This window comes from Limibacterium fermenti, assembly GCF_041902845.1.
In the GTDB taxonomy this organism is placed as follows: domain Bacteria; phylum Bacteroidota; class Bacteroidia; order Bacteroidales; family Dysgonomonadaceae; genus Limibacterium; species Limibacterium fermenti.
Genome location: NZ_CP159486.1, coordinates 491,295 through 518,083, shown reverse-complemented (window position 1 = coordinate 518,083; position 26,789 = coordinate 491,295). Strand labels below are relative to the sequence as shown.

At 47.8% G+C, this 26,789-nt stretch carries 24 protein-coding genes; 18 read left to right on the top strand and 6 right to left on the bottom strand.

Annotation, left to right across the window (positions count from 1 at the left end; genetic code table 11):
• Positions 1–11 precede the first annotated feature (11 nt).
• The 6 genes from ABNK31_RS02315 (at position 12) to ABNK31_RS02290 (ending at position 3,865) form a co-directional block, all read left to right on the top strand.
• A complete protein-coding gene (locus ABNK31_RS02315) occupies positions 12–386 on the top strand; it encodes a DUF4430 domain-containing protein (protein WP_418894131.1) in 375 nt (124 codons plus the stop codon).
• Positions 383–895: a bifunctional adenosylcobinamide kinase/adenosylcobinamide-phosphate guanylyltransferase gene (locus tag ABNK31_RS02310; RefSeq protein WP_418894130.1), complete on the top strand. Its 513-nt coding sequence runs from the start codon at positions 383–385 to the stop codon at positions 893–895. Before ABNK31_RS02315 ends, ABNK31_RS02310 begins: the two co-directional genes overlap by 4 nt.
• A gap of 83 nt (positions 896–978) precedes the next feature.
• A complete protein-coding gene (gene cobT, locus ABNK31_RS02305; protein WP_418894129.1) occupies positions 979–2,037 on the top strand; it encodes a nicotinate-nucleotide--dimethylbenzimidazole phosphoribosyltransferase in 1,059 nt (352 codons plus the stop codon).
• On the top strand, positions 2,034–2,792 hold the full coding sequence (gene cobS, locus ABNK31_RS02300; protein ID WP_418894128.1) for an adenosylcobinamide-GDP ribazoletransferase: 759 nt from the start codon (positions 2,034–2,036) through the stop codon (positions 2,790–2,792). Before cobT ends, cobS begins: the two co-directional genes overlap by 4 nt.
• A complete protein-coding gene (gene cobC, locus ABNK31_RS02295; RefSeq protein WP_418894127.1) occupies positions 2,789–3,328 on the top strand; it encodes an alpha-ribazole phosphatase in 540 nt (179 codons plus the stop codon). The genes cobS and cobC overlap by 4 nt, the downstream gene beginning before the upstream one ends.
• Before the next feature lie 111 nt (positions 3,329–3,439).
• The gene (locus ABNK31_RS02290; protein WP_418894126.1) at positions 3,440–3,865 is read left to right on the top strand and encodes a BadF/BadG/BcrA/BcrD ATPase family protein; all 426 of its coding nucleotides are present in this window, start codon (positions 3,440–3,442) and stop codon (positions 3,863–3,865) included.
• Here ABNK31_RS02290 and ABNK31_RS02285 read toward each other — a convergent pair.
• The gene (locus ABNK31_RS02285) at positions 3,862–5,406 is read right to left on the bottom strand and encodes an IS1634 family transposase (RefSeq protein WP_418892868.1); all 1,545 of its coding nucleotides are present in this window, start codon (positions 5,404–5,406) and stop codon (positions 3,862–3,864) included. The genes ABNK31_RS02290 and ABNK31_RS02285 overlap by 4 nt on opposite strands.
• A gap of 132 nt (positions 5,407–5,538) precedes the next feature.
• On the opposite strand from ABNK31_RS02285, the gene ABNK31_RS02280 reads away from it, so the two are divergent.
• The 5 genes from ABNK31_RS02280 (at position 5,539) to ABNK31_RS02260 (ending at position 13,981) form a co-directional block, all read left to right on the top strand.
• Positions 5,539–9,645: an acyl-CoA dehydratase activase-related protein gene (locus ABNK31_RS02280; RefSeq protein ID WP_418894125.1), complete on the top strand. Its 4,107-nt coding sequence runs from the start codon at positions 5,539–5,541 to the stop codon at positions 9,643–9,645.
• Positions 9,646–9,777: 132 nt separating this feature from the next.
• Positions 9,778–11,238 (top strand): cobyric acid synthase, encoded by a 1,461-nt coding sequence (locus ABNK31_RS02275; RefSeq protein ID WP_418894124.1) that lies wholly within the window; start codon positions 9,778–9,780, stop codon positions 11,236–11,238.
• The gene (locus ABNK31_RS02270) at positions 11,235–12,269 is read left to right on the top strand and encodes a pyridoxal phosphate-dependent aminotransferase (protein WP_418894123.1); all 1,035 of its coding nucleotides are present in this window, start codon (positions 11,235–11,237) and stop codon (positions 12,267–12,269) included. The genes ABNK31_RS02275 and ABNK31_RS02270 overlap by 4 nt, the downstream gene beginning before the upstream one ends.
• Before the next feature lie 26 nt (positions 12,270–12,295).
• Positions 12,296–13,258: an adenosylcobinamide-phosphate synthase CbiB gene (cbiB, locus tag ABNK31_RS02265; RefSeq protein WP_418894122.1), complete on the top strand. Its 963-nt coding sequence runs from the start codon at positions 12,296–12,298 to the stop codon at positions 13,256–13,258.
• Positions 13,259–13,438: 180 nt separating this feature from the next.
• Positions 13,439–13,981 (top strand): DUF192 domain-containing protein, encoded by a 543-nt coding sequence (locus ABNK31_RS02260; protein ID WP_418894121.1) that lies wholly within the window; start codon positions 13,439–13,441, stop codon positions 13,979–13,981.
• Positions 13,982–13,987: 6 nt separating this feature from the next.
• Here the strand turns inward: ABNK31_RS02260 and ABNK31_RS02255 are convergent, their stop codons facing one another.
• Together ABNK31_RS02255 and ABNK31_RS02250 are read right to left on the bottom strand one after the other, a co-directional pair.
• Positions 13,988–14,548: a pyridoxamine 5'-phosphate oxidase family protein gene (locus tag ABNK31_RS02255; protein ID WP_418894120.1), complete on the bottom strand. Its 561-nt coding sequence runs from the start codon at positions 14,546–14,548 to the stop codon at positions 13,988–13,990.
• Positions 14,549–14,620: 72 nt separating this feature from the next.
• The gene (locus tag ABNK31_RS02250) at positions 14,621–15,379 is read right to left on the bottom strand and encodes an SDR family oxidoreductase (protein ID WP_418894119.1); all 759 of its coding nucleotides are present in this window, start codon (positions 15,377–15,379) and stop codon (positions 14,621–14,623) included.
• 125 nt (positions 15,380–15,504) lie between these two features.
• On the opposite strand from ABNK31_RS02250, the gene ABNK31_RS02245 reads away from it, so the two are divergent.
• The 4 genes from ABNK31_RS02245 (at position 15,505) to ABNK31_RS02230 (ending at position 20,357) form a co-directional block, all read left to right on the top strand.
• Positions 15,505–15,735, top strand: coding sequence for a hypothetical protein (locus tag ABNK31_RS02245; RefSeq protein WP_321578938.1), 231 nt, complete (start codon positions 15,505–15,507; stop codon positions 15,733–15,735).
• Between the two features lie 43 nt (positions 15,736–15,778).
• Positions 15,779–16,921 (top strand): AI-2E family transporter, encoded by a 1,143-nt coding sequence (locus ABNK31_RS02240; protein ID WP_418894118.1) that lies wholly within the window; start codon positions 15,779–15,781, stop codon positions 16,919–16,921.
• A gap of 231 nt (positions 16,922–17,152) precedes the next feature.
• Positions 17,153–17,626 (top strand): Dps family protein, encoded by a 474-nt coding sequence (locus ABNK31_RS02235; RefSeq protein WP_418894117.1) that lies wholly within the window; start codon positions 17,153–17,155, stop codon positions 17,624–17,626.
• A 181-nt stretch (positions 17,627–17,807) separates the two neighbouring features.
• Entirely contained in the window at positions 17,808–20,357 is a 2,550-nt protein-coding gene (locus ABNK31_RS02230) for an ATP-dependent Clp protease ATP-binding subunit (RefSeq protein ID WP_418894116.1), read from the top strand.
• Between the two features lie 85 nt (positions 20,358–20,442).
• Here ABNK31_RS02230 and ABNK31_RS02225 read toward each other — a convergent pair whose 3' ends face one another.
• Positions 20,443–21,621: an MFS transporter gene (locus ABNK31_RS02225; protein ID WP_418894115.1), complete on the bottom strand. Its 1,179-nt coding sequence runs from the start codon at positions 21,619–21,621 to the stop codon at positions 20,443–20,445.
• A gap of 90 nt (positions 21,622–21,711) precedes the next feature.
• On the opposite strand from ABNK31_RS02225, the gene ABNK31_RS02220 reads away from it, so the two are divergent.
• Together ABNK31_RS02220 and ABNK31_RS02215 are read left to right on the top strand one after the other, a co-directional pair.
• Positions 21,712–22,431 (top strand): DsbA family oxidoreductase, encoded by a 720-nt coding sequence (locus ABNK31_RS02220; protein ID WP_418894114.1) that lies wholly within the window; start codon positions 21,712–21,714, stop codon positions 22,429–22,431.
• A gap of 57 nt (positions 22,432–22,488) precedes the next feature.
• A complete protein-coding gene (locus ABNK31_RS02215) occupies positions 22,489–23,016 on the top strand; it encodes a GNAT family N-acetyltransferase (protein ID WP_418894113.1) in 528 nt (175 codons plus the stop codon).
• Between the two features lie 124 nt (positions 23,017–23,140).
• On the opposite strand, the gene ABNK31_RS02210 is transcribed toward ABNK31_RS02215, so the two are convergent.
• The gene (locus tag ABNK31_RS02210; RefSeq protein WP_418894112.1) at positions 23,141–23,659 is read right to left on the bottom strand and encodes a hypothetical protein; all 519 of its coding nucleotides are present in this window, start codon (positions 23,657–23,659) and stop codon (positions 23,141–23,143) included.
• Between the two features lie 12 nt (positions 23,660–23,671).
• Positions 23,672–24,289, bottom strand: a complete 618-nt coding sequence (locus tag ABNK31_RS02205) for a DUF4230 domain-containing protein (RefSeq protein ID WP_321578940.1) — start codon at positions 24,287–24,289, stop codon at positions 23,672–23,674.
• A 158-nt stretch (positions 24,290–24,447) separates the two neighbouring features.
• Here ABNK31_RS02205 and ABNK31_RS02200 point away from each other — a divergent pair, with 158 nt between their 5' ends.
• A complete protein-coding gene (locus tag ABNK31_RS02200; RefSeq protein ID WP_418894111.1) occupies positions 24,448–26,454 on the top strand; it encodes a glycoside hydrolase family 97 protein in 2,007 nt (668 codons plus the stop codon).
• The last annotated feature ends 335 nt before the right edge of the window (positions 26,455–26,789 follow it).

Here is a 26,789-nt window from a genome sequence, read left to right as displayed (position 1 = left end):
AATATTCGACAATGAAACAGAAATTATCAACGCTCTTTTTGGTCAGCGCTTTCGCCATGAGTCTGCAAGCGCAGAAAGTGACGGTGGAAATCGATTACGGCGGAAACAAGCCCGCCGAAACGCACCAAACGGACTGGTACGAGGGTATGACGGCGCAAACGGCCTTGCAGCATTTCGCAACCATCGAAACGTATCCCGTTAAAAACTATATCTTCATCACGACGATCAACGGCATCAAAAACGACCGGGGCGTGAAGGCTTGGTATTATACCGTAAACGGCGAAAGCACCGGCAAACTGGCGTTCCGCTACAATTTGCAGCCGGGCGATACTCTGCGGTGGATCTATAAAAAGGACGTTTGTTCGAAACCTCAGAAGAAGCAATGACCCGCGAAATCATTTTCGTAACGGGCGGACAACGTTCGGGAAAAAGCCGGTATGCACAGGATTTGGCGGAATCGCTATCCGCCGATCCGGTCTATCTGGCTACCGCGCGCCGCTGGGACATGGATTTCGAAAAGCGTATCCGCCGCCATCAGGCCGACCGGGGCGACACATGGCAAACGATAGAGGAAGAGAATCATTTGAGTCGTCTCGACTTGTCGGGACGTACGGTTCTACTCGATTGCATTACCCTTTGGCTAACGAATATCTTTCACGATAACGGGTACGATACGGATGCATCGTTGCAGGAAGCGAAAGCCGAATGGGACCGCTTCATCCGGCAGGATTTCCGGTTGATCGTCGTCAGCAACGAAATAGGCATGTGCCTGCATGCTCCCGACGAAGCATCACGCCATTTCACCGATTTGCAGGGATGGATGAACCAATATATCGCCGCTTCGGCCGATAAGGTGTTTGTCATGATTTCGGGATTGCCGCTGCAATTAAAATGAGGGAAAAATACGAAATACGAAATACAAATTACGAATTACAAATTGCGAATTACAAATTACAAATTGACGGCTGACGACGGATTATGAATCGCGGAAGGCCAATAATTCAAAAAAATATGAATTTCGAACAAGCATTACAACACAAGATCGACAGCCGGACGAAACCGATCGGCTCGCTCGGCAAACTCGAGGACATCGCCTTTAAAATAGGGACCGTACAACGGTCGCTTACGCCGGAGTTGCACAAACCCACGATTTTGGTCTTCGCCGCCGATCACGGCATCGCCGATGAAGGCGTAAGCGCCAGCCCTAAGGAGGTCACCTATCAAATGGTGATGAATTTCGTCCACGGCGGAGCCGGAATCAACGTTTTCTCCCGGCAACACGGCATCGCGCTGAAAGTCATCGATGCGGGCGTCGATTACGACTTCCCGGAGGGCCTGGGTATCATCAACGCCAAAATAGCCCGCGGCACACACAATATGCTGCACGAGCCGGCCATGAGCACGGAAACCTGCCGCAAGGCAATGGACAAGGGCGCCGAATTCGTGCGCAAGGAACACGAAAACGGATGCAACGTCATCGGATTCGGAGAGATGGGCATCGCCAACACCTCACCGGCATCGCTTTTACTGCACAAGTTCGCGGGCACGCCCATCGAAGAATGCGTGGGCAAAGGTTCGGGACTTGATGAAGCGGGCGTCCGCCATAAATATGAAATACTGAAACGGATCGCCGCGAAATATACGCCCGTCACGCCGCTCGAAACGCTCGCCACCTTCGGCGGCCTCGAAATAGCCATGATGTGCGGCGCCGTGCTCGAAGCCAAACGGCTAAACATGATCATCCTCGCCGACGGATTCATCGCCACCTCGGCATTCCTGGCGGCTTACGAAATGCAACCCGACATCCTCGACAATACGCTTTTCAGCCATTCATCGGACGAAAGAGGCCACAAGCAGATGCTCGATTACCTGCACGGCGATCCCATCCTGCACCTGAACTTACGCCTGGGAGAAGGCACCGGCGTAGCGCTGGCCTACCCCATCATCCGCTCGGCGTTGATCTTCCTCAACGAAATGTCGAGCTTCGAAGAAGCCGCCGTGTACGACATGGAAAAGAAGAACCGTCCGCAAGCATGAAACAGCAACTGAACCTCTTCTTCCACGCACTGATGTTCTACAGCCGCATTCCGGCGGGAAAGATCGATTATTCGGAGGAAAACCTCACGAAAGCGTTCCGGTACTTTCCCGTGGTCGGCATCCTCGTGGGCGCCATCGGAGGAGGAGTGTTCCTGTTGTTCCGCCTGATTTTCCCCGACGCCGTCGGCATAGCCGCCGCGCTGGCTGCGATGACCCTGGCTACGGGCGCCATCCACGAAGACGGTTTCAGCGATTTTTTCGACGGCTTCGGCGGCGGACAAACCAAAGAGCGTATCCTCGCCATCATGAAAGACAGCACCGTAGGCGCGTACGGCGTAACCGCCATCGTGCTGCTGTTTCTGATAAAATTCTCGATCCTTTCGGCCATTTCCCCCGCAAGCATGCTTCCCGCCTTGATCGCGGCGCATGCATCGAGCCGGGTGATGCCCGTCGTGCTGATCAACACCTCGCAATACGCCCGCAAGGAAAACAGCAAGGCGATGCACACGCGCCATCGCACCGACGGGGTAACCTTTTCGCTGGCGCTCGTTTTCGGCGCTTTGCCACTCCTTTTGATCCCGTGGCAAACGGCCGTAATACTGATTCCCGCGTACGCCCTCATTTGGTTCTTGCTGAAACGATATACCGAACGTAAGATCGGCGGATTCACCGGCGACGTGCTGGGCGCGATGCAGCAGTTCTCGGAACTGGCATTTTATCTCGTATTCGTCGGCATTCAATCCGTCACGCTATGAAACTCTATGTGGTCCGACATACACGTGTGGATGTCCCTAAAGGCATCTGTTACGGCCAAACCGACGTACCGCTCGCCGATACGTTCGCCGAAGAAGCGCGAACCATTGTACAGCAACTACAAAACATTCCGTTTACCCATGTATTCAGCAGTCCGCTGAGCCGTTGCATGCGATTGGCGAAAGAGATTTCCCCGAATGTGACAAAAGATATCCGCCTGCAAGAGTTAAACTTCGGACAATGGGAAGGTTGCCCGTGGTCGGCTATTTACGAGACGGAAGCGGGAAAACGATGGTTTGCCGATTACGTGAACACACGCTGTCCCGGAGGAGAATCGTATCGCGATATGCTGGCTCGGGCGGAAAGTTTTCTGGCTGAGATTCCCTCTAACGCGCAAGAAGTGCTGCTCGTCACGCACGCGGGAATCGTCCGGACATTCGCCACACTGCTGGAAAAAAATCCTCCGGAGGAAGCGTTCAACCGAACCGTCGGCTACGGACAAATAACGACTTTTTTAAGAACGAAGCAAGCCCGTTAGACGGTACCACGCAGGCTCATCATAATGAATGTTAAAGACGGAGGAATACCACTTGACCTTCTCAAAATATTTTCGTATCTTGCCGCATTTGCATAACAATAAGATACTATAATGCGCTCAATAATACACATCGGAATAGATGCCGGCTCCACGACTATTAAAGGAGTGGTGACGGACGAAAAAAATAAATTGCTTTACAAGGATTACCGGCGACATTTTGCCGATATAACCGGCAATTTGCAAAAAATGCTTTGCGAAATAATGGAAAAAACCGGCGATTGTATGGCCGAACTCTGCATTACCGGATCGGCGGGAATGGGCATTGCGGAGCGTTACGGCATTCCATTCGTACAGGAAGTGGTGGCATCATGCGAAGTAATACGCCAATGTCACCCCGAAATAAAAACGCTGGTTGACATTGGCGGCGAAGACTCCAAAATGATCTTTTTCAGGGAAGGAAAGTCCCCCGATATACGCATGAACGGGAGTTGCGCGGGCGGTACAGGTTCTCCTGACTTCGACAATGCGACACCCTAACCGATTTTCCAGAAATCAGGGTCGAACAATCGGGCGATAGACTTGTGCCGAGCTGTCAGCAGCATGGTTTTGGTAAGCGTTTCGCCACTGAGTGGCAACCTGATTTTCAAGGTAGTAATTGTTTTGGAAATATTCAAAACTTTATCCACACTCAAGCCTATATTGTTGTTTTTCAATATTCGTTCCAATTCCTTATAAACCTTGTATGCCACGAAACAGAGGCAAACATGCGCCTCTATCCGTTCATGGGTAAAGTGAAACATTGGTCGTAACTCAATTTTGCCCTTAGTTACCCTAAACGCGTTTTCAACCTGCCACAGCCCGCTGTATTGCTCGTAAACTTCTTTTGCAGGCAGGTCTGTGTTGGTGATGTAACCTTTCAAACCGTCCCATTTCTCGTCTTCGATGATTTTCTCTTGATTGATTGAAACTTTTACATTATCAGATATTTCCAAAAACTTGTTATAACCGCGCTTGTTGATGTTTTCTTTGGTAAGCTGTCCGCTTTTACAGGCTGATTTCAAGCGTTTTATTCCCTTTTCGCGGTTATATTTATCTTTCTTTGCCCGTTTGTCGGTATAACCCACAACCAAGCGTGATTGGGCCAACTTGACAAGTTCATGAAATAGTCCGTCCTGCTTTTTCAACGATAAAATCCATTGCTTGATTTCTTCGTTTTCATTCTTTATCCTTGCCCCGATAATGTATTTGTAGCCGCCTGATTCTAAAAGAGAGATATTGCTTTTATTCATCAATCCCGAATCGGCTACAACCACAAAATCTTCCAAATCGAAGCGTTTCACAAAATCTTCTACGATTGGAATCATTGTTCGTCCTTCGTATTGAGAACCATTGAAAATCGAGTAACTCAACGGATAGCCGCCTTTACTGACCAACAAACCTAAAACAATCTGCGGTTGGGCGTGTTTACCGTCTTTGGAAAAGCCCCTTTCCCGCAAGTCGTCGCTCTCATCCGTTTCAAAATAGAGCGTGGTTACGTCGTAAAACACAAGCCCAATGGCACCTCCTAAAATCTTTTTAGTGTGCGCTACACTGATTCTTTGCACCTTATCCTGCTGTGTGTTGTATAATTTGTCAAGATACCTGTAAATCTTGTGCAATTCAATATCTTCGTCAAAATAAGACTGAAGATAATCAACCGTACCTGCCTTACTTGAAGGCTGACACAGTCGTGCTATAACCAAATGCTTCAATATCTCATCATCTATGGAGTCAAAACCAATAAGTTTGAAAACCTGATTCAGTATCAGTTGAGTTCCATTAAGCAAGATGTTTTCAATATTACTCAAAAGATGTTCGGTAACTTGTTTTTCCTCTTCTTTTCGTTGCGCTTCCCGGAACATATCACGCACGCCAACTTGCTTGGAAATCCATTTTTTGCCCGATTGATAAAACATCTCAATTTCTTTTTCATCAGAACTGGTACCGATTGTTTTCAAATAACGGATTTTGCCGGTGCTTTTATCAACGATAACAACACTGGTACTGCCCGACCTGTTTCGTTTTTTGCGTACATACATACCGCAAAATTAGGACTTTTCTTGCTTGCGACACCCATTTTGGTGTCGCAAAATACGCAAATATATAAATATGAGATGGTTATAAAAAGAGAGTTTTAAAAGTGTCGAAGTCAGGAAAAAACCGGCGATTGTATGGCCGAACTCTGCATTACCGGATCGGCGGGAATGGGCATTGCGGAGCGTTACGGCATTCCATTCGTACAGGAAGTGGTGGCATCATGCGAAGTAATACGCCAATGTCACCCCGAAATAAAAACGCTGGTTGACATTGGCGGCGAAGACTCCAAAATGATCTTTTTCAGGGAAGGAAAGTCCCCCGATATACGCATGAACGGGAGTTGCGCGGGCGGTACAGGTTCTTTTATAGACCAAATGGTCGCTATTCTGAATGTAGATATGAACGAATTCAGCCGGTTGGCCGGAAAGGCCGAAACCATATATCCTATAGCCTCGCGTTGCGGGGTATTCTCTAAAACCGATGTCCAAAACCTCCTTGCCCGCAATGTCGCCAAGGCTGATATCGCCGCTTCTGTTTTTCATGCGGTCAGCATGCAGGTCGTCGCTTCCCTGTCAAGAGGATATAACATAGAACCGAAGCTCTTTTTATGCGGCGGCCCGTTTACCTTTATTCCTTCCCTTCGAAAGGCATTTATGGAGGAAGTATCGCTTACCCCTGAAGATATCGTGGTATCTGAAAACTCCGAAGTGGTTCCCGCCTGGGGAGCTGCTCTCGTGGCAAACAAACAAGCCAACGCAAAATCCGTCTCGGAATATCTTTCCCTTTTCAAAGAAACGGAACACGCCGCTCCCGCCGTTTACAGTCTTCATTTTCTAAAACCTCTTTTTACAGATAAAGCAGAGTGGGACGAATGGAAGAAATCGAAAGAAAAATTCAAACTGCCCCGCATCGACTTGCGCAGGCTGAAAACAGCGAACTGCTTTATCGGCATCGACAGCGGCTCGACCACGACCAAAATCGTCGCAATCGACGAAAAAGGAAATATCTTTTTCAACTATTATGCAAAAAACGAGGGTCTCTCGCTGCAAGCCGCCGAGACAGGCCTGAAAAAGCTCTTGAATGAAACAGACGAGGCGGGATTAAAGATGAAGGTATTGGGCAGTTGCGTAACCGGATACGGTGAAGACCTCGTTAAAAACGCTTTCAATCTCGATACGGGAATTGTAGAAACCATCGCCCACTATATCGGTTCTTACCATTTTAATAAAGAGGTGTCGTTTATTCTCGATATAGGGGGCCAGGACATGAAAGCCGCTTATATCGAGAACGGGATTATCAAGCGGATAGAGATCAACGAAGCCTGCTCCTCCGGCTGCGGTTCATTTATCGAAACATTTGCCAAGTCGCTCAATTACTCCGTTCCCGATTTTGCCGCCATAGCCCTTCAATCCAAGCATCCATGCGATTTAGGCACGCGCTGCACCGTGTTTATGAATTCAAAAGTAAAGCAGGCGCAACGTGAAGGCGCGGCCGTGACCGATATTTCGGCCGGCCTGGGGTATTCGGTTGTCAAAAACTGCCTGATCAAAGTGTTGAAGATAAAAGACAAAAAAGAACTCGGCGACCATATCATGGTGCAAGGCGGTACTTTCCGCAACCCTGCGATCATACGGGCATTGGAGAATGAACTCGGCAAAGAGGTGATGGTGACCGACTATCCTGAATTGATGGGGGCTTACGGCGCCGCGCTCGATGCCCGCCGCAAGTTTCAAAACGGACAGACGATGCCGGTAAGTCTCGCCGAAATGTCGCATCCGCAAAAACACGCTTGCCGGAAATTAATTTGCCAAGGGTGCGAAAACAATTGTACGGTCAACCGGTTCACCTTCGAAAACGGGAACCGGTTTCATTCAGGGAACAAATGTGAAAAAATTTTCAGCAGCAAGGGAGGCAAACTCGCTAAGGGCGTCAATATGCAGGAAGAGAAATATGATAGACTCTTCCATCGCTCCGACTTGAAAGAAGCCGGGTTGACACTCGGCATCCCCCGCGTGTTGGGAATGTTTGAAAATTATCCTTTCTGGCATACCCTTTTTAAAAGATGTGGAATAAATGCAGTCTTATCGGACAAATCCACGATGAAGTTATACGAAAAAGGGATCGGTACGGTGATGGCCGACAATATCTGCTTCCCTGCAAAACTCGTTCATGGACACATTTATAATTTGGCTGAAAAAAATATCGACCGCATCTTCATGCCCTATGTAGTATATGAACACAAGGAAGACAAAAATACGATTAACAGCTTCAATTGCCCTATCGTTACGGGCTATTCCGACGTCATAAAGAGCGCTGTCAATCCCGAGGCGAAATTCGGTATCCCGATAGATACGCCGACCTTCACTTTCGCGAACAAAAGATTGATGAAAAAAGCCTGTAAGGAATACCTTCGCCGTTTAATGCCCGGGATGAGCGCCGGCATCATCGACGAAGCTTTCGCGCAGGCGTTGGAGGTACAAAAAGAGTACGAGAGGACATTAACCTGCCGCGCACAGGAAATTGTCGATCGGGCGGTACGCGAAAAACGTTTGGTTATCCTCCTCGCCGGACGTCCTTATCACATCGATGCGCTCATACAGCACAAGATTGCCGATATGACTACCGGTTTCGGCGCGGATGTGATAACCGAAGATATCGTGCGCTACCGGGAAGCAGACCCGGAGCAAGTGCAAAGTGTCATGCAATGGGCTTACACCAACCGCATCATCAAGGCGGCGATGTGGGTGGCCGGCGAAGCTCCCCAAAATGTCCATTATGTGCAAATAACCTCTTTCGGATGCGGCCCTGACGCCTTTATCGTAAATGAGATAACCGACATCCTTCGACGAGCCGGAAAAAATGCCACTTTTCTTAAGGTGGACGACATTAATAATATCGGTTCGATGCGTTTGCGTATCCGTTCACTCATAGAGAGCCTGCGTTTTCGCAACGGGACGGAAGGCCGGCGCCAATCAATTTCCGTCCATACGCCTCCGTTTGAAAGAAAAGACCGTCAACGGACCATTCTGGCTCCGTGGTTCGGCGACTTTTACTCGCCGTTTATTCCCGCCGCCGGCGAATTGGCAGGTTACAAAATCGAGAACATGCCCCCCAGCGACCGCTTGTCGGTGGAGTACGGTTTAAAATATTCCAACAACGAAATATGTTATCCTGCAACACTTGTGGTGGGCGACCTGATGAAGGCGGTCGAAAGCGGAAAATACAATCGAAACGAAATTGCGCTCGGAATCACGCAGACCGGAGGCCAATGCCGTGCCACCAACTATGTGGCTCTCATCAAAAAAGCGCTTATTGCAGCCGGGTATGAAGATATTCCCGTCGTGACGATCTCCTCAAGCAGCAAGCTAAACAAGCAACCCGGGTTCAAACTCCGGATGGAAAAATATATCGATGTTATTTTTGTCTGTATGATTTACGCCGACTGCCTCTCGCAATTCTACCATTCAACCGCTCCCCGCGAATCGCAAAAAGGCGAAGCCGAAAAACTGAAAGGAAAATATATCGATCTGGGAATACAAACGCTTAGGGAAAACAACGCCAAAAATTTTTTCCGTCTTGCCGAAATGGCTTCGAATGAGTTTTCAGCCGTCAACAACCGGAAAGATATTCCCCAAATAGGCATCGTCGGCGAAATCTATGTAAAATACAACGATTTCGGCCATAAACATATCGTGAAATGGTTAATCGAACAGGGCGTTGAACCGGTGGTACCGCCGTTGAGCAAGTTTTTTATCGCGAACATAGCCAGCAACGTGGCCAGAGTGCAAGGAAATATAAAACCGCAGGTAATCCCCCGATTCACCCTCAATCTTCTGAAAGACATCGTGTACAAAATCATTCGGAAAATGGAATCCTGCATAACTAAATATCCCTACTATATCCCCTTTTCGAATGTTTTCGACGATGCAAAAAACGCTTCCAAAATAATCAACCTGAATGCCCAATTCGGAGAAGGATGGCGCATCGCGGCCGAGTTTGCCGAATTCGTCCGGCACAACATTAACAATGTAGTCAGCCTGCAACCATTCGGATGTATCGCCAACCACGTTATTTCCAAAGGAATTGAAAAACGGGCCCGAGAAGTATTTCCTTCCCTAAACCTCCTCTTTCTCGATTTCGACAGCGGAATGAGTGAAGTAAATATCTTTAACCGCCTCCATTTCATGATCGAAAATGCCCGAAAGGAGAAAAGAACCGAAACGGCTTACTACAGCCGATAGCGCTCCACGGATCATTGCCTCCGGCGATAATGCGATCGTTGATATCTTGAAATTATTTGCGCCCGTTTTGCCGGCGGTAGACACGTTTTTGCTACATTTGTTGTGAAAATTCAAACAACTGAATCATCCGCAATGAAAAAACTTCGTCCCATCATGTTTGTCGGTACCGGTTCCGATGTCGGTAAATCGGTGATCAACGCCGGCTTCTGCCGGGTGTTTTTGCAAGACGGCTACGCACCCGCGCCGTTCAAGGCGCAAAACATGTCGCTCAACAGCTTTGCCACGGCCGACAATCTCGAAATAGGCCGCGCACAGGCGGTGCAGGCCGACGCTTGCGGTATCGATTGCCGCATCGAGATGAATCCCATCCTGCTAAAACCCACCGGCAACCAAACCTCGCAGGTGGTGCTTAACGGCAAACCCGCCGGCAATAAGTCGGCGCGCGAATATTTCAACGAAACCGACCGCGACGCCCTCTTCCGCGAAGCGATGAAATCGTACGACACGCTGGCCGCTCTCTACAACCCCATCGTGATAGAAGGCGCCGGCAGCATTTCCGAACTCAACCTATGGGACAAAGACATTGTGAACATGCGCGTAGCCTTGCATACGCAGGCGGCAACATACCTTGTCGCCGACATCGACAAAGGCGGTGTGTTCGCCAGCGTATACGGCACCATCGCCTTGCTGCCTCCAGCCGAAAGGGATGCCATTAAAGGCATTATCATCAATAAATTCAGGGGCGACGTATCGCTGTTCGACGACGGACGCAAGAAACTGCACGAACTGACGGGTAAGCCGGTGGTGGGCATCGTCCCCTATTTTACCGATGTGTTTATCGAACAAGAAGACAGTGTGGCCGTCGAAAGCAAAGGCCGCACTTACCTCCCCGGCAACGTGAACATTGGCGTGGCGCTGCTGAAGCACTTGTCGAATTTTACCGATTTCGATATGCTCCAACGCACACCGGGCGTCAACCTCTATTACACCGACCGGCCGGAGGAGTTGGCGAAAGCCGATATCATCGTGCTTCCCGGCTCGAAAAATACGCTTTCGGATTTGAGAACGTTGCACGAAAAAGGGCTGGCACAGGCCATCACGACGCATCACCGAGCAGGAAAACCGCTCTACGGCATTTGCGGCGGCTATCAGATGATGGGCGCCGAGATGCGCGATCCCGACGGCGTGGAAGGCGACATCGCTTCGCTCCCCGGACTGGGAATCTTACCCGTCACCACCACCCTGGCCGGCGGGAAACAGACACGCCGCTGTTCATTTGTGTTTACCGACGGCGGGGCCGAAGGCGAAGGTTATGAAATCCATGCCGGCAGCACCCCTACCTCGCGTCCGCTTTGCCGCCTGAATACCGGCGAAGACGACGGCTATTATCTGAACGAAGCGACGTGGGGAACCTACCTGCACGGCATCTTCAACAATGCGAGCGTGATCAATCGTGTCTTGCGGCAAGTAAATACCGATGTGCACGCGGAGGCCGATTACCGGATGTTGAAAGAGGAAGGGTTCGACCGCCTGGCACAACTCATCCGCGACCATGTCGACGTCTCCTACATCTATAAAACATTAGAAAAATGATTGGCGGGCACGGAAACGATTTACAGGCGTATGAAGAGGCGATCAAGGGCGATTTCAGTTCGAATATCCCCTATCGAAACGCATCGAAGCGCATTGCCGCGCACCTTCGCAACACGCTTTCCTTGATAGACGATTATCCCGACCCGTATGCACGGCGACTGACGCAACTTATCGCGGCGCATCATGCCGTATCGCCGCTACAGATACTGGTAACCAACGGCTCGGCCGAAGCGTTTTACCTGCTGGCGCATCTTTTCGCCGGCCGGCGCAGCACCATCGCGTACCCGTCATTCGCCGAATATGAAGATGCTTGCCGTGTATATCAACACGCCTTGACCTTTATCGCGGTAGAAGAGGCCGGTCATACGCAGCAAATGCCCGATGGCGATGCGCTGTGGCTGGCAGTGCCGAACAATCCCACGGGTACGGTGCAAAGCCGCGATACCCTCGACCGCCTTTGCCGGGAAAATCCGCACACGGAGGTGATCGTCGACACGGCTTACGGCGAACTCTGTCCGCAATGCGAACCGCTCACCGGCCTGCACGAAAAACAGGCCAATTTCATTTCGGTACATTCGCTCACCAAAACGTTCGGCATACCGGGATTGCGCCTGGGATATGTCATTGCCCGCCGCGACACCATCAACGCACTTCGAGCATTGTCGGTACCCTGGGCCGTAAACGCATTGGCGCAGGAAGCTGGCAGCTATGTCATGCAACATTATCGCGACCTTCTGCCCGACAGCAACGCCTTGTGCCGTGAAGCGGCCCTATTCCGCGAACAACTGCGCACCGTACCTCATCTGACGGTGTACGACTCACCCTGCCACTTTTTCCTTGCGCGGCTCGAAACAAAGCATACGGCTGCGGAATTGAAAACGTTTCTTATCAATCGCTACGGACTCTTGATTCGCGACGCCGCCAACTTCCGGGGATTATCGCCGCAACACTTCCGCCTCTCGGTGCAGGAACCGGCTTTGAATGAAGCTCTAACCGACGGACTTAAAGAATTCATCATTCATCACTCATAACTCATCATTCATAACTCATCATTATTATGCCGGCCGATTTCCTCGCATCCCATTCCCCTTTCCTGTTACCGTTATTGGTCGGGCTATTGCTTGACGCGCTGATAGGGGACCCGCCGCATTGGCCGCACCCCATCCGCCTGTTCGGAAAGATGATCGCCTTCTGCGACCGGCGTTTCAACCACGGGGCGCACCGCCGCCGTAAAGGGACGCTGGTGGCGCTGGGATTGACGCTTACGGTGTTCGCCGTTTTAGCGTGTATGGAGTGGTTACTCACCGGCTATCCGGTTGCCGGAATCGTGGTCAACTCGATCCTGTTCTTTTACGCTATCAGCAACCGAAGCCTGATCAACGAGGCGATGAAAGTCGAACGGCTGGTGGTGCAAAAAGATATCGAAGCGGCGCGCCGGCAGTTGGGAATGATTGTCGGGCGCGACACATCGCAATTGACCTTCAAGCAAATCCGGGCGGCGACTCTCGAAACCCTGTCGGAGAACCTGAGCGACGGCGTCATCGCCCCCTTGTTTTTTTACGCCTTGGGCGGCATTCCGCTGATGATGGCTTACAAGATGGTGAACACGATGGATTCGATGATCGGGTATAAGAACGATCGTTATCGCGACTTCGGCCGCTTTGCCGCCCGCATCCTCGACGACGGAGCCAATTACATTCCCGCCCGCTTCACGGCCTGGCTGATGGTGCTCGTTCCGCCCTCGGCGAAAGGAATGCGGTTCATCCGCCGTTATGCGCGGCTGCATGCAAGTCCCAATGCCGGTTATCCCGAAGCCGCCCTCGCCGGGATATTGGATTGCCGGCTCGGCGGCCCGGCCGTTTATCACGGCAAACTCGCGGACAAAGCCTACATAGGCGAAAATGACCGCCCTCTCACCCACGCCGATACGCTGCGGGCGTGCCGCATCAATATACGGACGGTTGTCGTGACGGCAGTACTGGTAGCGGCAGGCTATACGGTTGTCTTCCTTCTTCTATAAAGATCAACGAAGACGACCTCGTCGGGAAACCGGATGAAAGAAAAACCGGCATACAGCTCGCGTCGGGAAACCCGACGAGATGAAAAGGACCCGGCTCACCCTTTCCGAATAATCAACCCGAAACGGTAAACATAAACAGCATAAAAACGTTTATTAAACAGCATATAATACAATTCAACAATGAAAACAACAAGGAAAAACAGAAATTTCATCACGCTTATTTTGGCGGTCATCACGCTATTATTACTTATTTTCATCCTTCTCTTTTATTTTTCACGCGAAGAGAAAGGGTCCGATGTCGCGCCCACGCAAAGCGAAGCCCTCGACATCCCGTTTAAAAAACAAGGCGAACTAGCCTTTATCGAACAACAAAACGGCGATACGCTAACACGGATCGACATCGAAGTGGCCGACGATGTGGACGCCCGAGCACGGGGACTCATGTACCGTCGCTCTATTCCCGAAAACGCAGGAATGCTTTTCATTCAAGAGGTGGAAGAGATTCAAAGTTTTTGGATGAAGAATACGTTTATTCCCCTCGATATTCTCTTTGTCGACACGAATAAACGCATCGTCACTATCCACACCCACACTGCCACTGAAAAAGAATGGAACTACGCGTCCACCGAGCCGGCCCTCTACGTAGTGGAAGTGAATGCGGGATTCAGTGAGCGCCACGGCATTGATACGGGCGACCGCATCGAATTCACCCTTCTGAAATAGAGGCGGTCACTCTACTCTTCCCCATTTCATTTCCTGCCCGTCGCCATCGAACTTTTTGCGTTTCGCCGTCAATCGTTCGATCGCGACGCGGTAAATATCGGTGTGTTTCAATCCCGGAGCGGCAGCGGCATCGAAATAGCGTATCTTATCAGGCGTATACTTCAGGCAAATAATACGTAACGCTTCCAGCCGCCCGGCGTCATCCTCCACACGGGCAATAGGCCCGAACACAACGGCCGACGCATATTCGGTGGTAAAGACTTTACTGCCGAAGTCCGAATAACGGTCTTCCGCGGCCAACATCGCTTCCAGTTCTTCCCTCGAAAACAAATCCGGCACCTTCACATCCGTTACAAACGTGAGGCAGACAACCGGGCAGCTTTCGAACAAATCGACTTTCGTTCCGGCTTTCGCCGAATGAAAATACAAATTATCGCCGTTCCTCACAATCGAGAGCGGCATGGCATAAGGCTCACCATTGTTAACTATTGACAATACCCCGAAAGGAGCATTATCGATCACCCGCAATCCAAAGTCACGGTTCATCTCACGATCTTTTCTTCTCATCCGTTTTCAATCTTCATCAATCTCCATCAATCTCCGTTCAATCTGCCATCAATCTTTAGTCAATCTCTGCCATCAACCTTCCTTATGAAAAAACATCGACGAAGCCTGTGCCGTGGGCATGACAATCAGATCATTAATATTCACGTGATCGGGGCGAGAGACCACAAACCAAACACATTCGGCGATATCTTCCGCCACTAAGCTTTCATACCCTTTGTACACCTCGGCCGCACGTGCTTTGTCGCCATCGAACCGCACGTCGGAAAACTCCGTCTCCACGGCGCCCGGGCAAATCTGCGTCACCTTAATGTGATAAGGAAGCAAGTCGATGCGCATTCCTTTGGTAAGGGCATCCACCGCATGTTTGGTGGCGCAATACACATTACCATTGGGATATACCTCTTTGCCGGCAATGGAACCGATATTGATGATATGCCCCTTACGGCGCGCAACCATTCCCGGCGAAATGTGGCGGGTCACATACAGCAATCCTTTTATATTCGTGTCAATCATCCGGTTCCAGTTTTCGATTCGCCCCTCCTGAATAGGATCCAGTCCGGCCGCCAATCCCGCATTATTCATCAACACATCTATCGTTTTCCATTCATCCGGAAGGTTTTCCAAGGCAGAGGCAACCTCTTCTTCCTTGCGCACGTCAAAACAAAGCGGCAATACCTGCGCGCCGAAGGTTTCCAATTTTTGCTGCAACGGCTGTAAGCGTTCTTCCCTTCGCCCGGTAACGATAAGATCAAACCCCTTTTTTGCCAACATAACGGAGGCCGCTTCGCCGATACCCGACGTAACGCCTGTCACTAAAGCTATTCTTTTCATAACTCACTTGCATTTATTTTATATGATAAAGCCAAAAATACACCAAATAAATTACTTTTTCTTCCTTTTATCAGTAAAAAAGCGTAATTTTACGCGCAAATCACAACCCGATTATTAGACTTATTATGGAAGAAGAACTCGTGACAGTCAAAACATTCAGTTTTCCGGCCGATGTTGCCGTCGTACAATCTTTTATGGAGATGAAACAAATTGAGACTTATATGAAAAATATGGTCTCGAACCGATTGGCTTACACTTTAGGCGATATCGAAATGCAAGTTAAATCGTCCGATTTCGAACGGGCCAAAGAGGCTTTGATCGAGGGCGGATTTGCTGCGCCCCAAGATTTTGAATAACTCTCCTTTTTGATATTCATTCTTCAAAAGCTTTTATTTTTGTATGATTCAACAAGTAAAAAAGACCGGCTCCAAAGCCTACAAATACATTCTGATAGGATTATTAATTCTTTTGGGAATTATTATTTTCAAATACGCCCGCCCCTATTTGAGCGGATTCTTAGGAGCCGCCACATTATACATCCTGCTGAAGGGACAAATGACGTATCTGACCGAAAAACGAAAACTCGGCAGAGGGTTGAGTGCCACGCTTATTTTATTGGAGGCGTTGATTTTTTTCCTCGTGCCTCTTACCGGAATAACGTTCCTGGTCATCGACACTATTTCGGGTGTCCATATCGATCCCGAAGCCTTACGCGTACAGATAAACGACTTTATTAACACGCTCGAAGACCGGCTGGGATTCGAGATTTTTACGCCCGCCAACCTTTCGGCGCTTCCGCGTGCCGGCTCGAACATCCTCCAAGCGCTGGGCACGAGCATTTATTCGTTTGTGATTAATATCGTCGTCATCCTTTTCGTTCTTTACTATATGTTATACAGTAAAGACCGTTTCGAAAAGGCCATCAAAGAGATCCTGCCGTTTAAAGAAGAAAACAAGCAGATACTGGCGGAAGAAACAAAGCTAATCATCCAGGCCAATGCCATCGGTATTCCCTTACTGGCTATCATTCAAGGGGTGTTCGCATATGTCGGATATTTATTTTTCGGCATCAACAACGCCCTGCTATACGGCGTGCTGACGGCTTTCGCCACCATTCTGCCGATTGTCGGCACCACGCTTATATGGCTTCCCTTAGGCATAAGTGTCATCGTATCCGGCGAGGTCATAAACGGAACAGCGCTACTCATTTACGGGTTCTTGGTCATCGGCGGAGTCGATAACGTCGCGCGGTTCGTTTTGCAGAAAAAGCTGGCCGATATCCATCCGCTGATTACCGTTTTCGGCGTATTGATCGGTATTCCCATGTTCGGATTTCTGGGCGTAATCTTCGGCCCCTTGCTACTTTCGCTGTTCATCCTTTTCTTTAATATGTACCGACACGAATATGTCCCCGGTTCGACGGCCGAACCCAGGGTAACCACGATGCCGAAAAAGCAACAGGTGAAAATACCCCGCTATCTTAAAAAGAAACGGAAGATCGAGAAGATAGATATTTCGAACCATCCGGACATCGAGAACTGATTGCCGGTTTTGAAATCAGACGGTGTTTATTCGATCAGCACCTTTTTGTTCGTAAGAAAAAGGAATCTTGACAGAAACATCAGCGACAATCGATTTATTCATTTTTAAATAGATTTTATTGATACCTATATACGAAATATAAGCTAAAATCACTAAACATTTGAGGAAGATTGAGTGTTTGTATATAGATTATAAACCATATTAATTATTACTCAAAAAGAATAAAGAATTATGAAAACAACAGATTATTTAGGATTACCCGTAAAGAATGCTACGGCAGTAGTGAAAGAGTTACAACAATTGCTGGCTGACTATCAGCTATATTACACAAACCTTCGAGGATTCCATTGGAATATAAAAGGAAAACAGTTTTACACCTTGCACGCAAAATTCGAAGAATTTTATGATAATGCCGCAGAAAAGGTTGACGAAATTGCAGAACGGATACTCATGTTGGGAGGCGTTCCGGCACATAATTTCAGTGACTATCTGAAAGTTTCAAAGATTAAGGAAACAGGAGTGGTAAGCGATCCGAATGAGATTGTCCAATTATTATTGGATTATTTAAAGGGACTTATCGCGCAAGAAAGAAAGACGATCGAAACCGCATCAGAAGGCGGCGATGAAGCTACTGCCGATTTGCTTACCGGATTCCTTGGCGAACAAGAGAAAACGGTATGGATGCTGACTGCTTATCTTTCCTAAATACGGACAAGATAATAACATTCACTCCTTGGGCTATAGGTACAGCCCCGTCGGATAACCGAGGGTGTCGCTCAAAGCGACGCCCTCGGTGTTTTTTAAAGTTATGGCATTATTTTTGTTCTTATTCGAATAAAAACTATATTTGTACTTGCTAAAACAGTTTAAAGAAGGGAAAAAATAAATGGATAACAACTTTTCTCAAAGAGTCAGAGACATCATGGCCTATAGCCGAGAAGAAGCAGGACGACTCCAAAACAATTATATCGGCCCCGAGCATTTAATGCTCGGCATTCTCAGGGATGGTCAAGGTCTTGCTATTCAAGTGTTACGGGATTTCGACATTGATTTAAAGACACTCAAAAATTATATAGATTCTAATGTTCGCGCCGCTCAGGAACATTTTGAAAGTTCCAATGAAGTCGTGATAAATAAGAATACGGAAAAAGCGTTGAAGATGAGCATTCTTGAAGCTCGTCTGACGAAAAGTAAGGAAACGGATTCCGAACACATCCTTTTGGCTTTGCTCAAAGAAAAAAATACGCTGATAAACGATATTCTCGGAGAATTTCAATTGGATTATTCGAGCGCTTTTCTTTATGTAAAGAACATTCTGGATACGCGTTTGGATGATGACGAAACCGGTTTGCCCATCGATGGGCCCAATTTCACGGAAGATGACGACGATTTGTCCGAAAAAGCATCTTTCAATCCGAAAGGACAAGGAAGTTCGTCTCAAACCAAAAACAGCCAATCCGATACGCCGGTTCTCGATAATTTCGGGACGGATATCACGCGCGCAGCTCAGGAAAACAGATTGGATCCTGTGGTGGGACGCGAAAAAGAGATTGAGCGCATTGCTCAAATACTCAGCCGGCGCAAGAAAAACAATCCTGTGCTTATCGGTGATCCCGGAGTGGGCAAATCGGCTATTGTCGACGGGTTGGCGTTACGTATCATTCAGAAAAAAGTATCCCGTGCGTTGTTCGATAAACGAGTGATCGCCTTGGATATGGCTTCGATTGTTGCGGGGACGAAATACCGCGGACAATTTGAAGAGCGCATTAAGGCCATTCTGAATGAATTGTCTAAAAACCCCAACATCATTTTGTTTATCGACGAAATTCATACCATCGTCGGAGCAGGAGGTGCGGCAGGATCGCTCGACGCGGCCAACATGCTTAAACCGGCGCTGGCACGAGGAGAAATACAATGTATCGGAGCAACCACGCTCGATGAATATCGAAAGAATATCGAAAAAGACGGGGCCTTGGAACGCCGCTTTCAAAAAGTAATCGTCGATCCGACCTCCGCAGAAGAAACCTTGCAGATTCTGCATAACATCAAGGAACGGTATGAAGAGCATCATAACGTAAGATATACGGATGAAGCATTGGAAGCGTGTGTGAAATTAACCGACCGTTATATTTCCGACCGGAACTTCCCCGATAAAGCAATCGATGCATTGGATGAAGCCGGAGCCCGTGTGCACATTTCGAACATTGTCATTCCCAAAACGATTGAGGATTTAGAGGCGGAGTTGAAGCAGGTAGAACAACAGAAAACCGATGCGGTAAAAGCTCAAAAATATGAATTGGCCGCAAGCTATCGCGATAAACAACGGCAATTGTTGCTGGCCTTGGAAGCGGAAGAAGAACGTTGGCAAAAAGAAATCAAGGAAAAACCGGAAATCGTCGATGAAGAAAAGGTGGCCGAAGTGGTTGCCATGATATCCGGCGTGCCTGTGCAACGTATTGCGCAAGGCGAAGGCCAACGGCTGATTGAAATCAAGAGCGATCTTAAGTCGCAGATTATCGGACAAGATGAAGCGGTAGACAAAGTGGTGAAAGCCATCCAGCGTAACCGTGTGGGACTCAAAGACCCGAACAAGCCGATCGGAACCTTCATGTTTCTCGGCCCTACGGGAGTCGGAAAGACCTATTTGGCAAAGAAACTGGCAGAGTACTTGTTCGATTCGTCGGAAAACCTGATACGCATAGACATGAGCGAATACATGGAAAAATTCAATGTTTCGCGCTTGGTTGGTGCGCCTCCGGGATACGTCGGATACGAAGAAGGGGGCCAGTTGACTGAAAAAGTCCGCCGTCGCCCATACTCGGTGGTGTTATTGGACGAAATCGAGAAAGCCCATCCCGACGTGTTTAACATCTTGTTGCAAATATTGGATGAAGGGCATGTCACGGATAGTTTAGGCCGGAAGATCGATTTCAAAAATACCATTCTGATCATGACATCCAACATCGGCACCCGTCAATTGAAAGATTTCGGCCGGGGTGTGGGATTCAATGCAAACAAGGATCAAACCGATGCGGAATACTCGCGTGGAATTATCCAAAAAGCGTTGAATAAAGCTTTCGCCCCTGAGTTTCTGAATCGTATCGATGATATCGTGATGTTCGACCAGTTAAGCAAAGAATCGATTTATAAGATTATCGATCTGGAGTTGAAAGGTCTTTACAAACGTATCCGCGATTTGGGATATGAGGTATCGATCACGGATGAGGCGAAAGAGTTTATCGCCTTAAAAGGATATGATGTCCAATTCGGGGCACGCCCGTTGAAACGCGCCATTCAAAAGTATATTGAAGACGAAATGGCTGAAATGATCATTCGTACGGGAATCAAAGAAGGTGAAACGGTCGTTATCGATTTCGATAAAGAATCGCAACAAATCACCATGAAAGCGGTTGCTCTCGAACAACCCAATTCATAAGATTTTACTATAACAGAGGCTATCATCGAGGGTGTCGTTTGAAACGACGCCCTCGCTTGCTTACAGCCATTATCGTTCATTCGGATTAAAACGATTCCTTCGTTTTGAGATAGTTGGGCAATGTATAAGAGAAAAAGACGATTAATGCGACGAGGGTAATCACAGCAGAAACGTAAAATGTACCGGCATAGCCTATCCGATCAATCAATTGCCCGAATAGCAGCATTCCTATGCCGATGCCTGAATCGAAAAACATCAAATAGGTAGAATTGGCCGCACCGCGCCGCTCAGGTACCACATGATTATTAGCCATCGCCTGAAAAGCAGGCGCTAAGACACCAAAACCGATTCCTAATACAAACGCGGCACAGTGGAACCCGATCGAGGTAGGCGCGTACCCCACTAAGACTAATCCGAAGACCAGTAATATCAATCCGAAGAATGACACTTTGGCAGGGCCTATTTTATCAAACAGCCGTCCGCTTAAGATGCGTGCGATGGCTAAGCCGACCGAAAGAAGCAAAAAAAACAGTCCGCTACTTTCTACTCCGATTTCTCTGCCGTATAAGGCGATAAACGACAAGATTCCGCCATAGGAAACTTGAGTTAATAACGCAATGATGGCAATAGGAAGAGCGGATTTTTCAAATAATCCGGAAAACGAGAATTTCACAGAAGCTGTTCGTGACAATTGCGGCACGCGTACAAAAAAAGCGCATAAAAGAGCCACAAAACAAAATAATACCGCCGAATAAAACAAGATATTATAACCCGAGCGGTGTATAATAGCGAGGGCAAGCATGGGAGCAACAGCCATGGCTACATTCATCGACAAACCGAAAAAGCCCAGCCCCTCCCCTCTCCGTTTGGCAGGAGTAAGATCCACCGCCATGGTGTAAGCAGCCGTATTCATGGTTCCCCAAGTCAATCCGTGCAAAAAGCGCAGGACAAGCATCAGCGTAACGGTTGCAGCCAAAGCATATCCCAGAAAAAGCAACATAAAAAAGACAAAAGCAATCAGATAAACAACGTAGCGGTTAAGGAAATCGAGCAAAAATCCCGAAAAAGGGCGCATAATAATGGCCGCAACGGCAAAAGTAAACATAATCATTCCGATCTCTGCGGTATCGGATTGGAATCGATCGGCCATAAAAAGCGGCATCACCGGAGTCATAAAATAAAAAGCAATTGCCATCAGAAGATTGGCGGAGGTGAGCAGGACAAAATCTTTCGTCCAAAGCCGTTTTTTTGTTTCTTGTATCATTTTACCGTTCTTTTAATTAGGAAACACCTACCGCTAAACAAAAAGGAGGAACAAGTTGTTTAGTCTTGCATAGAATTTACAATAACACATATGAAAATAGAAGTTTGGACCGATATTATGTGTCCGTATTGTTATATAGGTAAGAAACATTACGAAAGCGCCTTGCGGAAGTTTGACCACGCAGCGGAAGTTGTGTTGGAATGGAAAGCGTTTCAATTGAATCCGGATCTTCCGGATAAGGGACAAGGATATCCGCTTACCGAATATTTCACCCGCAATCTCGGCTTTTCGAAAGATAAGATGGAGGGTTCATTTGCGCACGTTGAACAATTGGCAAAAGAAGCAGGCATACCGTTTAATCTGCGGAATGCCGTTGCCGCCAATACACGCGACGCCCACCGCCTAATTAAGTTAGCGGCAACAAAAGGCTTGGAAACGAAAGTCGTTTCGCTATTGTCGAAAGCGTATTTTGAAGATGCCCAAGATTATAGCGACCGGAACGTACTCCTACATATCGGTAAAGAAGCGGGACTGGAAGAAGAACCTATTTCCCGGATGCTGAACAGCGACGATTATCGGTATGAAATTAAACAAGACATACAGGAAGCGGCCAATCTGGGATTCGACACCGTACCGACTTTCCTCTTCGACCGACGGCAGGCAATCATCGGTTCGGAACCGGAAGAGCTGTTCGTGAAAGTGCTGAATAATGCCTATAGAGATTGGAAAGCGCGCGTAGAAAAGGAAAAGGAAGAGATAATAATCACAAAGGGAAAGGCCTGTGCAGCCGATGGAAGTTGTGAAATCTGAAAAAGGGATGTCTTTTACCGGCCTTTTTTGTATTTTTGCATCTTTATTAGATTTGTAATGGAATTTCTGAAAATAGATCAAACAGACAGCGATAGATGGGACCAAGTGTGGCAATTGTATGAAGAAAGCTTTCCGTTGGCAGAACGACGGAAAGAGGATGATCATCTCCGTGCCTGTAATGATCCTCGTTTTTATCCTTTATCGGTTTGGGAAGACGGCCGGCTGATAGGAATCCTTTTTTATTGGGAATGGGATTCTTACCGTTACTTGGAGTACTTGGCCGTGTCTCCCGATCTCAAGGGACAAGGATATGGATCGCAAATACTTCATTATTTACGGGATTCCAACCACACCATCATTCTTGAAATAGATCCCCTGGTTAACGAATTATCGGTACGACGTCTCCAGTTTTATGAAAAATCAGGATTCACTCTTACGCCTTACCGCTTCATGCATTTGCCGTATCGCAAGGATTCGGAACCGCAGGAATTGCTCATTCTAAGTTATCCGAAAATGATTACCAGAAAAGAGTATGCCGATTTTATACAATTCGTCAACGAAAGTGTGATTGTTTATTGCGAATGAAACTGTTTTATTGCTCCATCCGGGTTAACGGATAAAAGCCTCTCCTTCCTACCGAGGGTATCGTCCCAAACGATGTCCGTGGTAATTATTTATTTGTCAAGCCGGAAGCAATACCTCGCGTGAATCAAGGATTTAAAATGGCCTGCATCAATCGCAAAGTCTGATTCATGATACGTTCTTCGCGACGGGAATTTTCAAAAATGGGATATACAACGACCAATAACTGATCCTCGGCAATCATTTTGACGTATCCTCCTATTCCCCATGAAATCATCCGGGCATCCGTTCGAAACTTAACCACGTGGTTAGGACGATCGGAATACGAAATAATCCATTGCCGGTCGATGCGCTGCAAAATGTCGTCAAACGGATGCTTTGAGTGCGACTTAAATTTAAAGGTCGCCTGTTTCGATCCGTGAAAATCCGGCGGTTGCAAGTCTTCCGACTCCATATAATTCAGTCGTTTATATAATATCAAAGAGATAATTGCGGGAGGAACGACCCCGGCAATAAGAAAGACCGAAAGAGCTTGCCAAATAGTCAGATTCAATCCCCAAAAAACACTCATGATGACGATTATCGCCAAAAAGAAAATCAAAAAAATAGAAACCCAATAAAGAAACAGTTGCGTTGTAAATTTCATATTGTCATAAAGTTAATGGATAGAAGGCACGGTTAATTCTTCCGTTATACGAATGTCGGTAAAACCCATTTGCTCCAATAGCGCCGTAATGGCCAGTTTGGCTTGGTCGGTGGCCTGAGTATAAACGCCCTGCTTGACGGCATCTTGCGCCATAACCGTTTTTTCGCGCGCAATCGCATCGTTATAGTCCGATATTTTCAAAGGGTTGAATGCATTCTCACTCTCGTTAAATACCTGTATGGTATTTTCATCGATTACCGTATCGAGTATACGGGGCTTCGGAATAGACACATGTACCGATGTTTCATCTTGTACATCTATTTTAATGCGGCTAAAATCGACGCCCGCCTTAATATGTCCGTTATATTTGATTAAAAAATATTTATCGGTGAGTGGAATATTCAGATTCAGGAATTTTTTATGATCTTTAAAAGCAATCACTCCCGTGTAGTTATATCGAACCAACGCAAGTTCCTGAATATAAGAAATACGGCTCATGATAGACGAACTGTCATACCCTTGTTGTTTTTGTTGTTTCGTCAGATTGACAATCAACAGCACAGCCAGTACAAGCGTCGTAAACAGGAAGAATACCGTAGCGTAATTTATTTTTTTATTGGATGAATTCACTTTAATCTAATTCGGGAATAAACAATTGACCGACCTCCTTTTCGCACAAAAATAAATAAAAAAACCGTAGTTGGCGTTTGTTTATAGTTTTTATTATCTAATTTTGCAGGGAAAGCGAAGAAAATAAAAAAACAAAACAACTTTTTAACTATAAACGAATGAAAAAGATATTTATAATCATCATGCTCATTTTAGTGATTCCGGCATTGGGGTATGCCGCGAAAACACTCACCGCTCAGTCCCCCGATGGGAAAATCATAGTGGAAGTACGTGTCGATAAAGACATCCGTTATACACTTACTCACGGAGGAGATGTCCTGCTCGAGCGCTCGCCTTTGTCCCTGACACTGGCTTCAGGGGAGGTATGGGGAAAAGATGCCCGTATATCCGGCAGTAAAGTCACTCCCCACAGCGGAGTCATATCCTCTCCTTTCGGTATTTCTGAAACGGTGAAAGACGAATATAACGAACTCACCATCCGCTTCCGCGGCGATTGGGGATTGACATTCAGGGTCTATAACGAAGGAATGGCCTATCGTTTTTTCAGTTCACGCAAAGAAGCCTTGCAGATACAGGCGGAAGAAGCCGGATTTTCTTTCCCGGCAGACTTCGGAACCTACACGGCTTACGTACGCAACAACTCCAACGGGGAGAAAGAATCGTTCGAAAAACAATTCCGTAATTCTTTCGAGAATACGTATGAGCAGGTAAAACTGTCGCAACTAGATGCCGGCCGCCTTATCTTCCTTCCTTTGCTGGTGGAAGCGCCCAACGGCAAGAAGATTTGCATCACAGAAGCCGACTTAGAAGCTTATCCCGGATTGTATTTAAACAAAGGCGATGGCTACTCGCTGAAAAGCGTCTTCGCCGGATATCCCAAAACAACCGAACAGGGTGGACACAATCGGTTGCAACAACTCGTCCGTGAAAGGGAAAACTATATCGCCGAAGTAAAGGGCGCCCGCACTTTCCCTTGGCGGATAGCGATTGTGTCGGCAGAAGATAAAGAATTGGCAGTCTCCGACATGAGCTACAAATTGGCATCTCCTTCGCGTGTGGACGACATCTCGTGGATCAAACCCGGGAAAGTGGCTTGGGATTGGTGGAACGACTGGAATATTTACGGAGTCGATTTTGAGTCGGGTGTCAATACCGAAACATATAAATACTATATCGATTTTGCTTATCGCAACGGCATTGAATATGTCATTCTCGACGAAGGATGGGCCGTAAACCTGCAAGCCGATCTTTTTCAGGTTGTACCTTCTATCGACTTGCCCGAAATTATCCGATACGGCAACGAACGGAATGTGGGGATTATCCTTTGGGCCGGCTATTGGGCTTTCGACCGCGATATGGAACGTGTTTGCAAACACTACGCCGACTTGGGCGTAAAGGGATTCAAAGTCGATTTTATGGATCGCGACGATCAACAAATGGTCGATTTTATCCATCGCGCCTCCCAAACGGCGGCCAAACACCGGCTCCTGCTCGATTTCCACGGCATGTATAAGCCTGCCGGACTGCAACGCACCTATCCCAATGTGTTGAATTTTGAAGGTGTGCATGGGTTGGAACAACTGAAATGGTCGCCCGAATCGGTGGATATGGTGACGTACGATGTGACGATTCCTTTCATCCGCATGGTCGCCGGGCCGATGGATTATACGCAGGGTGCCATGCGCAACGCTTCGCGGGGAAACTATCGTCCCATCAACACCGAACCCATGAGTCAGGGAACGCGTTCACGGCAACTGGCGCTCTATGTAGTGTTCGACTCGCCGCTCAACATGTTGTGCGACAGCCCGACCAACTACATGAAAGAGCTCGAATCGCTCGAGTTTATTGCTCAAATCCCGACGGTCTGGGACGAATCGGTAGCCCTGAACGGGGAGGTCGCGAAATATGTAACACTCGCCCGGCGTAAAGGCAACGATTGGTACATCGGCGGGATTACCGGTTGGGATGAGCGCGATATGAGCATCGACCTGTCGTTTCTGCCGCAGGGGGAATACCGGATGACGCTTTTCCGCGACGGAGCCAATGCACACCGCAAAGGCAGCGATTACAAACGGGAAGTACGGAATGTGACGAGTGGCGACAACTTGTCCGTCCATCTCGCACCCGGAGGCGGATTTGCCGTTAAACTGGAAAAAATACAATAAGACTCCACTTGCAAACAGGCGCGCTAAAAGAGTAGAGCATACGGGTTGGCGCGCCTGTTTATCCTATCCCTAAAACAAACAGTCACGCCGGCAGGATAATAAACTTGACCGTCAGGACAAAACGCCGAACAGTTAGGACGTTTCTGAAAGTTATTAGCGTGTTTCTCGAGGTCGTTAGCGCATTTCTCGAAGTCATTAGGACGTTTCTGAAAATCGTTAGCGCATTCCTCGAGGTCGTTAGCGCGTCGGGTGCACCCTTCAGAATAAAAAAGATGTTTACGCGGGTTAAACAGAAATTTATTTTTAATTTTATATCCGTAAATGGAAAAACGGAA

Excerpts from the sequence above, each read along its gene's own strand:
- ABNK31_RS02315 (WP_418894131.1), top strand. The coding sequence starts at position 12 with ATGAAACAGAAATTATCAACGCTCTTTTTGGTCAGCGCTTTCGCCATG.
- ABNK31_RS02310 (WP_418894130.1), top strand. The coding sequence starts at position 383 with ATGACCCGCGAAATCATTTTCGTAACGGGCGGACAACGTTCGGGAAAA.
- cobT (WP_418894129.1), top strand. The coding sequence starts at position 979 with ATGAATCGCGGAAGGCCAATAATTCAAAAAAATATGAATTTCGAACAA.
- cobS (WP_418894128.1), top strand. The coding sequence starts at position 2,034 with ATGAAACAGCAACTGAACCTCTTCTTCCACGCACTGATGTTCTACAGC.
- cobC (WP_418894127.1), top strand. The coding sequence starts at position 2,789 with ATGAAACTCTATGTGGTCCGACATACACGTGTGGATGTCCCTAAAGGC.
- ABNK31_RS02290 (WP_418894126.1), top strand. The coding sequence starts at position 3,440 with ATGCGCTCAATAATACACATCGGAATAGATGCCGGCTCCACGACTATT.
- ABNK31_RS02285 (WP_418892868.1), bottom strand. The coding sequence starts at position 5,406 with ATGTATGTACGCAAAAAACGAAACAGGTCGGGCAGTACCAGTGTTGTT.
- ABNK31_RS02280 (WP_418894125.1), top strand. The coding sequence starts at position 5,539 with ATGGCCGAACTCTGCATTACCGGATCGGCGGGAATGGGCATTGCGGAG.
- ABNK31_RS02275 (WP_418894124.1), top strand. The coding sequence starts at position 9,778 with ATGAAAAAACTTCGTCCCATCATGTTTGTCGGTACCGGTTCCGATGTC.
- ABNK31_RS02270 (WP_418894123.1), top strand. The coding sequence starts at position 11,235 with ATGATTGGCGGGCACGGAAACGATTTACAGGCGTATGAAGAGGCGATC.
- cbiB (WP_418894122.1), top strand. The coding sequence starts at position 12,296 with ATGCCGGCCGATTTCCTCGCATCCCATTCCCCTTTCCTGTTACCGTTA.
- ABNK31_RS02260 (WP_418894121.1), top strand. The coding sequence starts at position 13,439 with ATGAAAACAACAAGGAAAAACAGAAATTTCATCACGCTTATTTTGGCG.
- ABNK31_RS02255 (WP_418894120.1), bottom strand. The coding sequence starts at position 14,548 with ATGAGAAGAAAAGATCGTGAGATGAACCGTGACTTTGGATTGCGGGTG.
- ABNK31_RS02250 (WP_418894119.1), bottom strand. The coding sequence starts at position 15,379 with ATGAAAAGAATAGCTTTAGTGACAGGCGTTACGTCGGGTATCGGCGAA.
- ABNK31_RS02245 (WP_321578938.1), top strand. The coding sequence starts at position 15,505 with ATGGAAGAAGAACTCGTGACAGTCAAAACATTCAGTTTTCCGGCCGAT.
- ABNK31_RS02240 (WP_418894118.1), top strand. The coding sequence starts at position 15,779 with ATGATTCAACAAGTAAAAAAGACCGGCTCCAAAGCCTACAAATACATT.
- ABNK31_RS02235 (WP_418894117.1), top strand. The coding sequence starts at position 17,153 with ATGAAAACAACAGATTATTTAGGATTACCCGTAAAGAATGCTACGGCA.
- ABNK31_RS02230 (WP_418894116.1), top strand. The coding sequence starts at position 17,808 with ATGGATAACAACTTTTCTCAAAGAGTCAGAGACATCATGGCCTATAGC.
- ABNK31_RS02225 (WP_418894115.1), bottom strand. The coding sequence starts at position 21,621 with ATGATACAAGAAACAAAAAAACGGCTTTGGACGAAAGATTTTGTCCTG.
- ABNK31_RS02220 (WP_418894114.1), top strand. The coding sequence starts at position 21,712 with ATGAAAATAGAAGTTTGGACCGATATTATGTGTCCGTATTGTTATATA.
- ABNK31_RS02215 (WP_418894113.1), top strand. The coding sequence starts at position 22,489 with ATGGAATTTCTGAAAATAGATCAAACAGACAGCGATAGATGGGACCAA.
- ABNK31_RS02210 (WP_418894112.1), bottom strand. The coding sequence starts at position 23,659 with ATGAAATTTACAACGCAACTGTTTCTTTATTGGGTTTCTATTTTTTTG.
- ABNK31_RS02200 (WP_418894111.1), top strand. The coding sequence starts at position 24,448 with ATGAAAAAGATATTTATAATCATCATGCTCATTTTAGTGATTCCGGCA.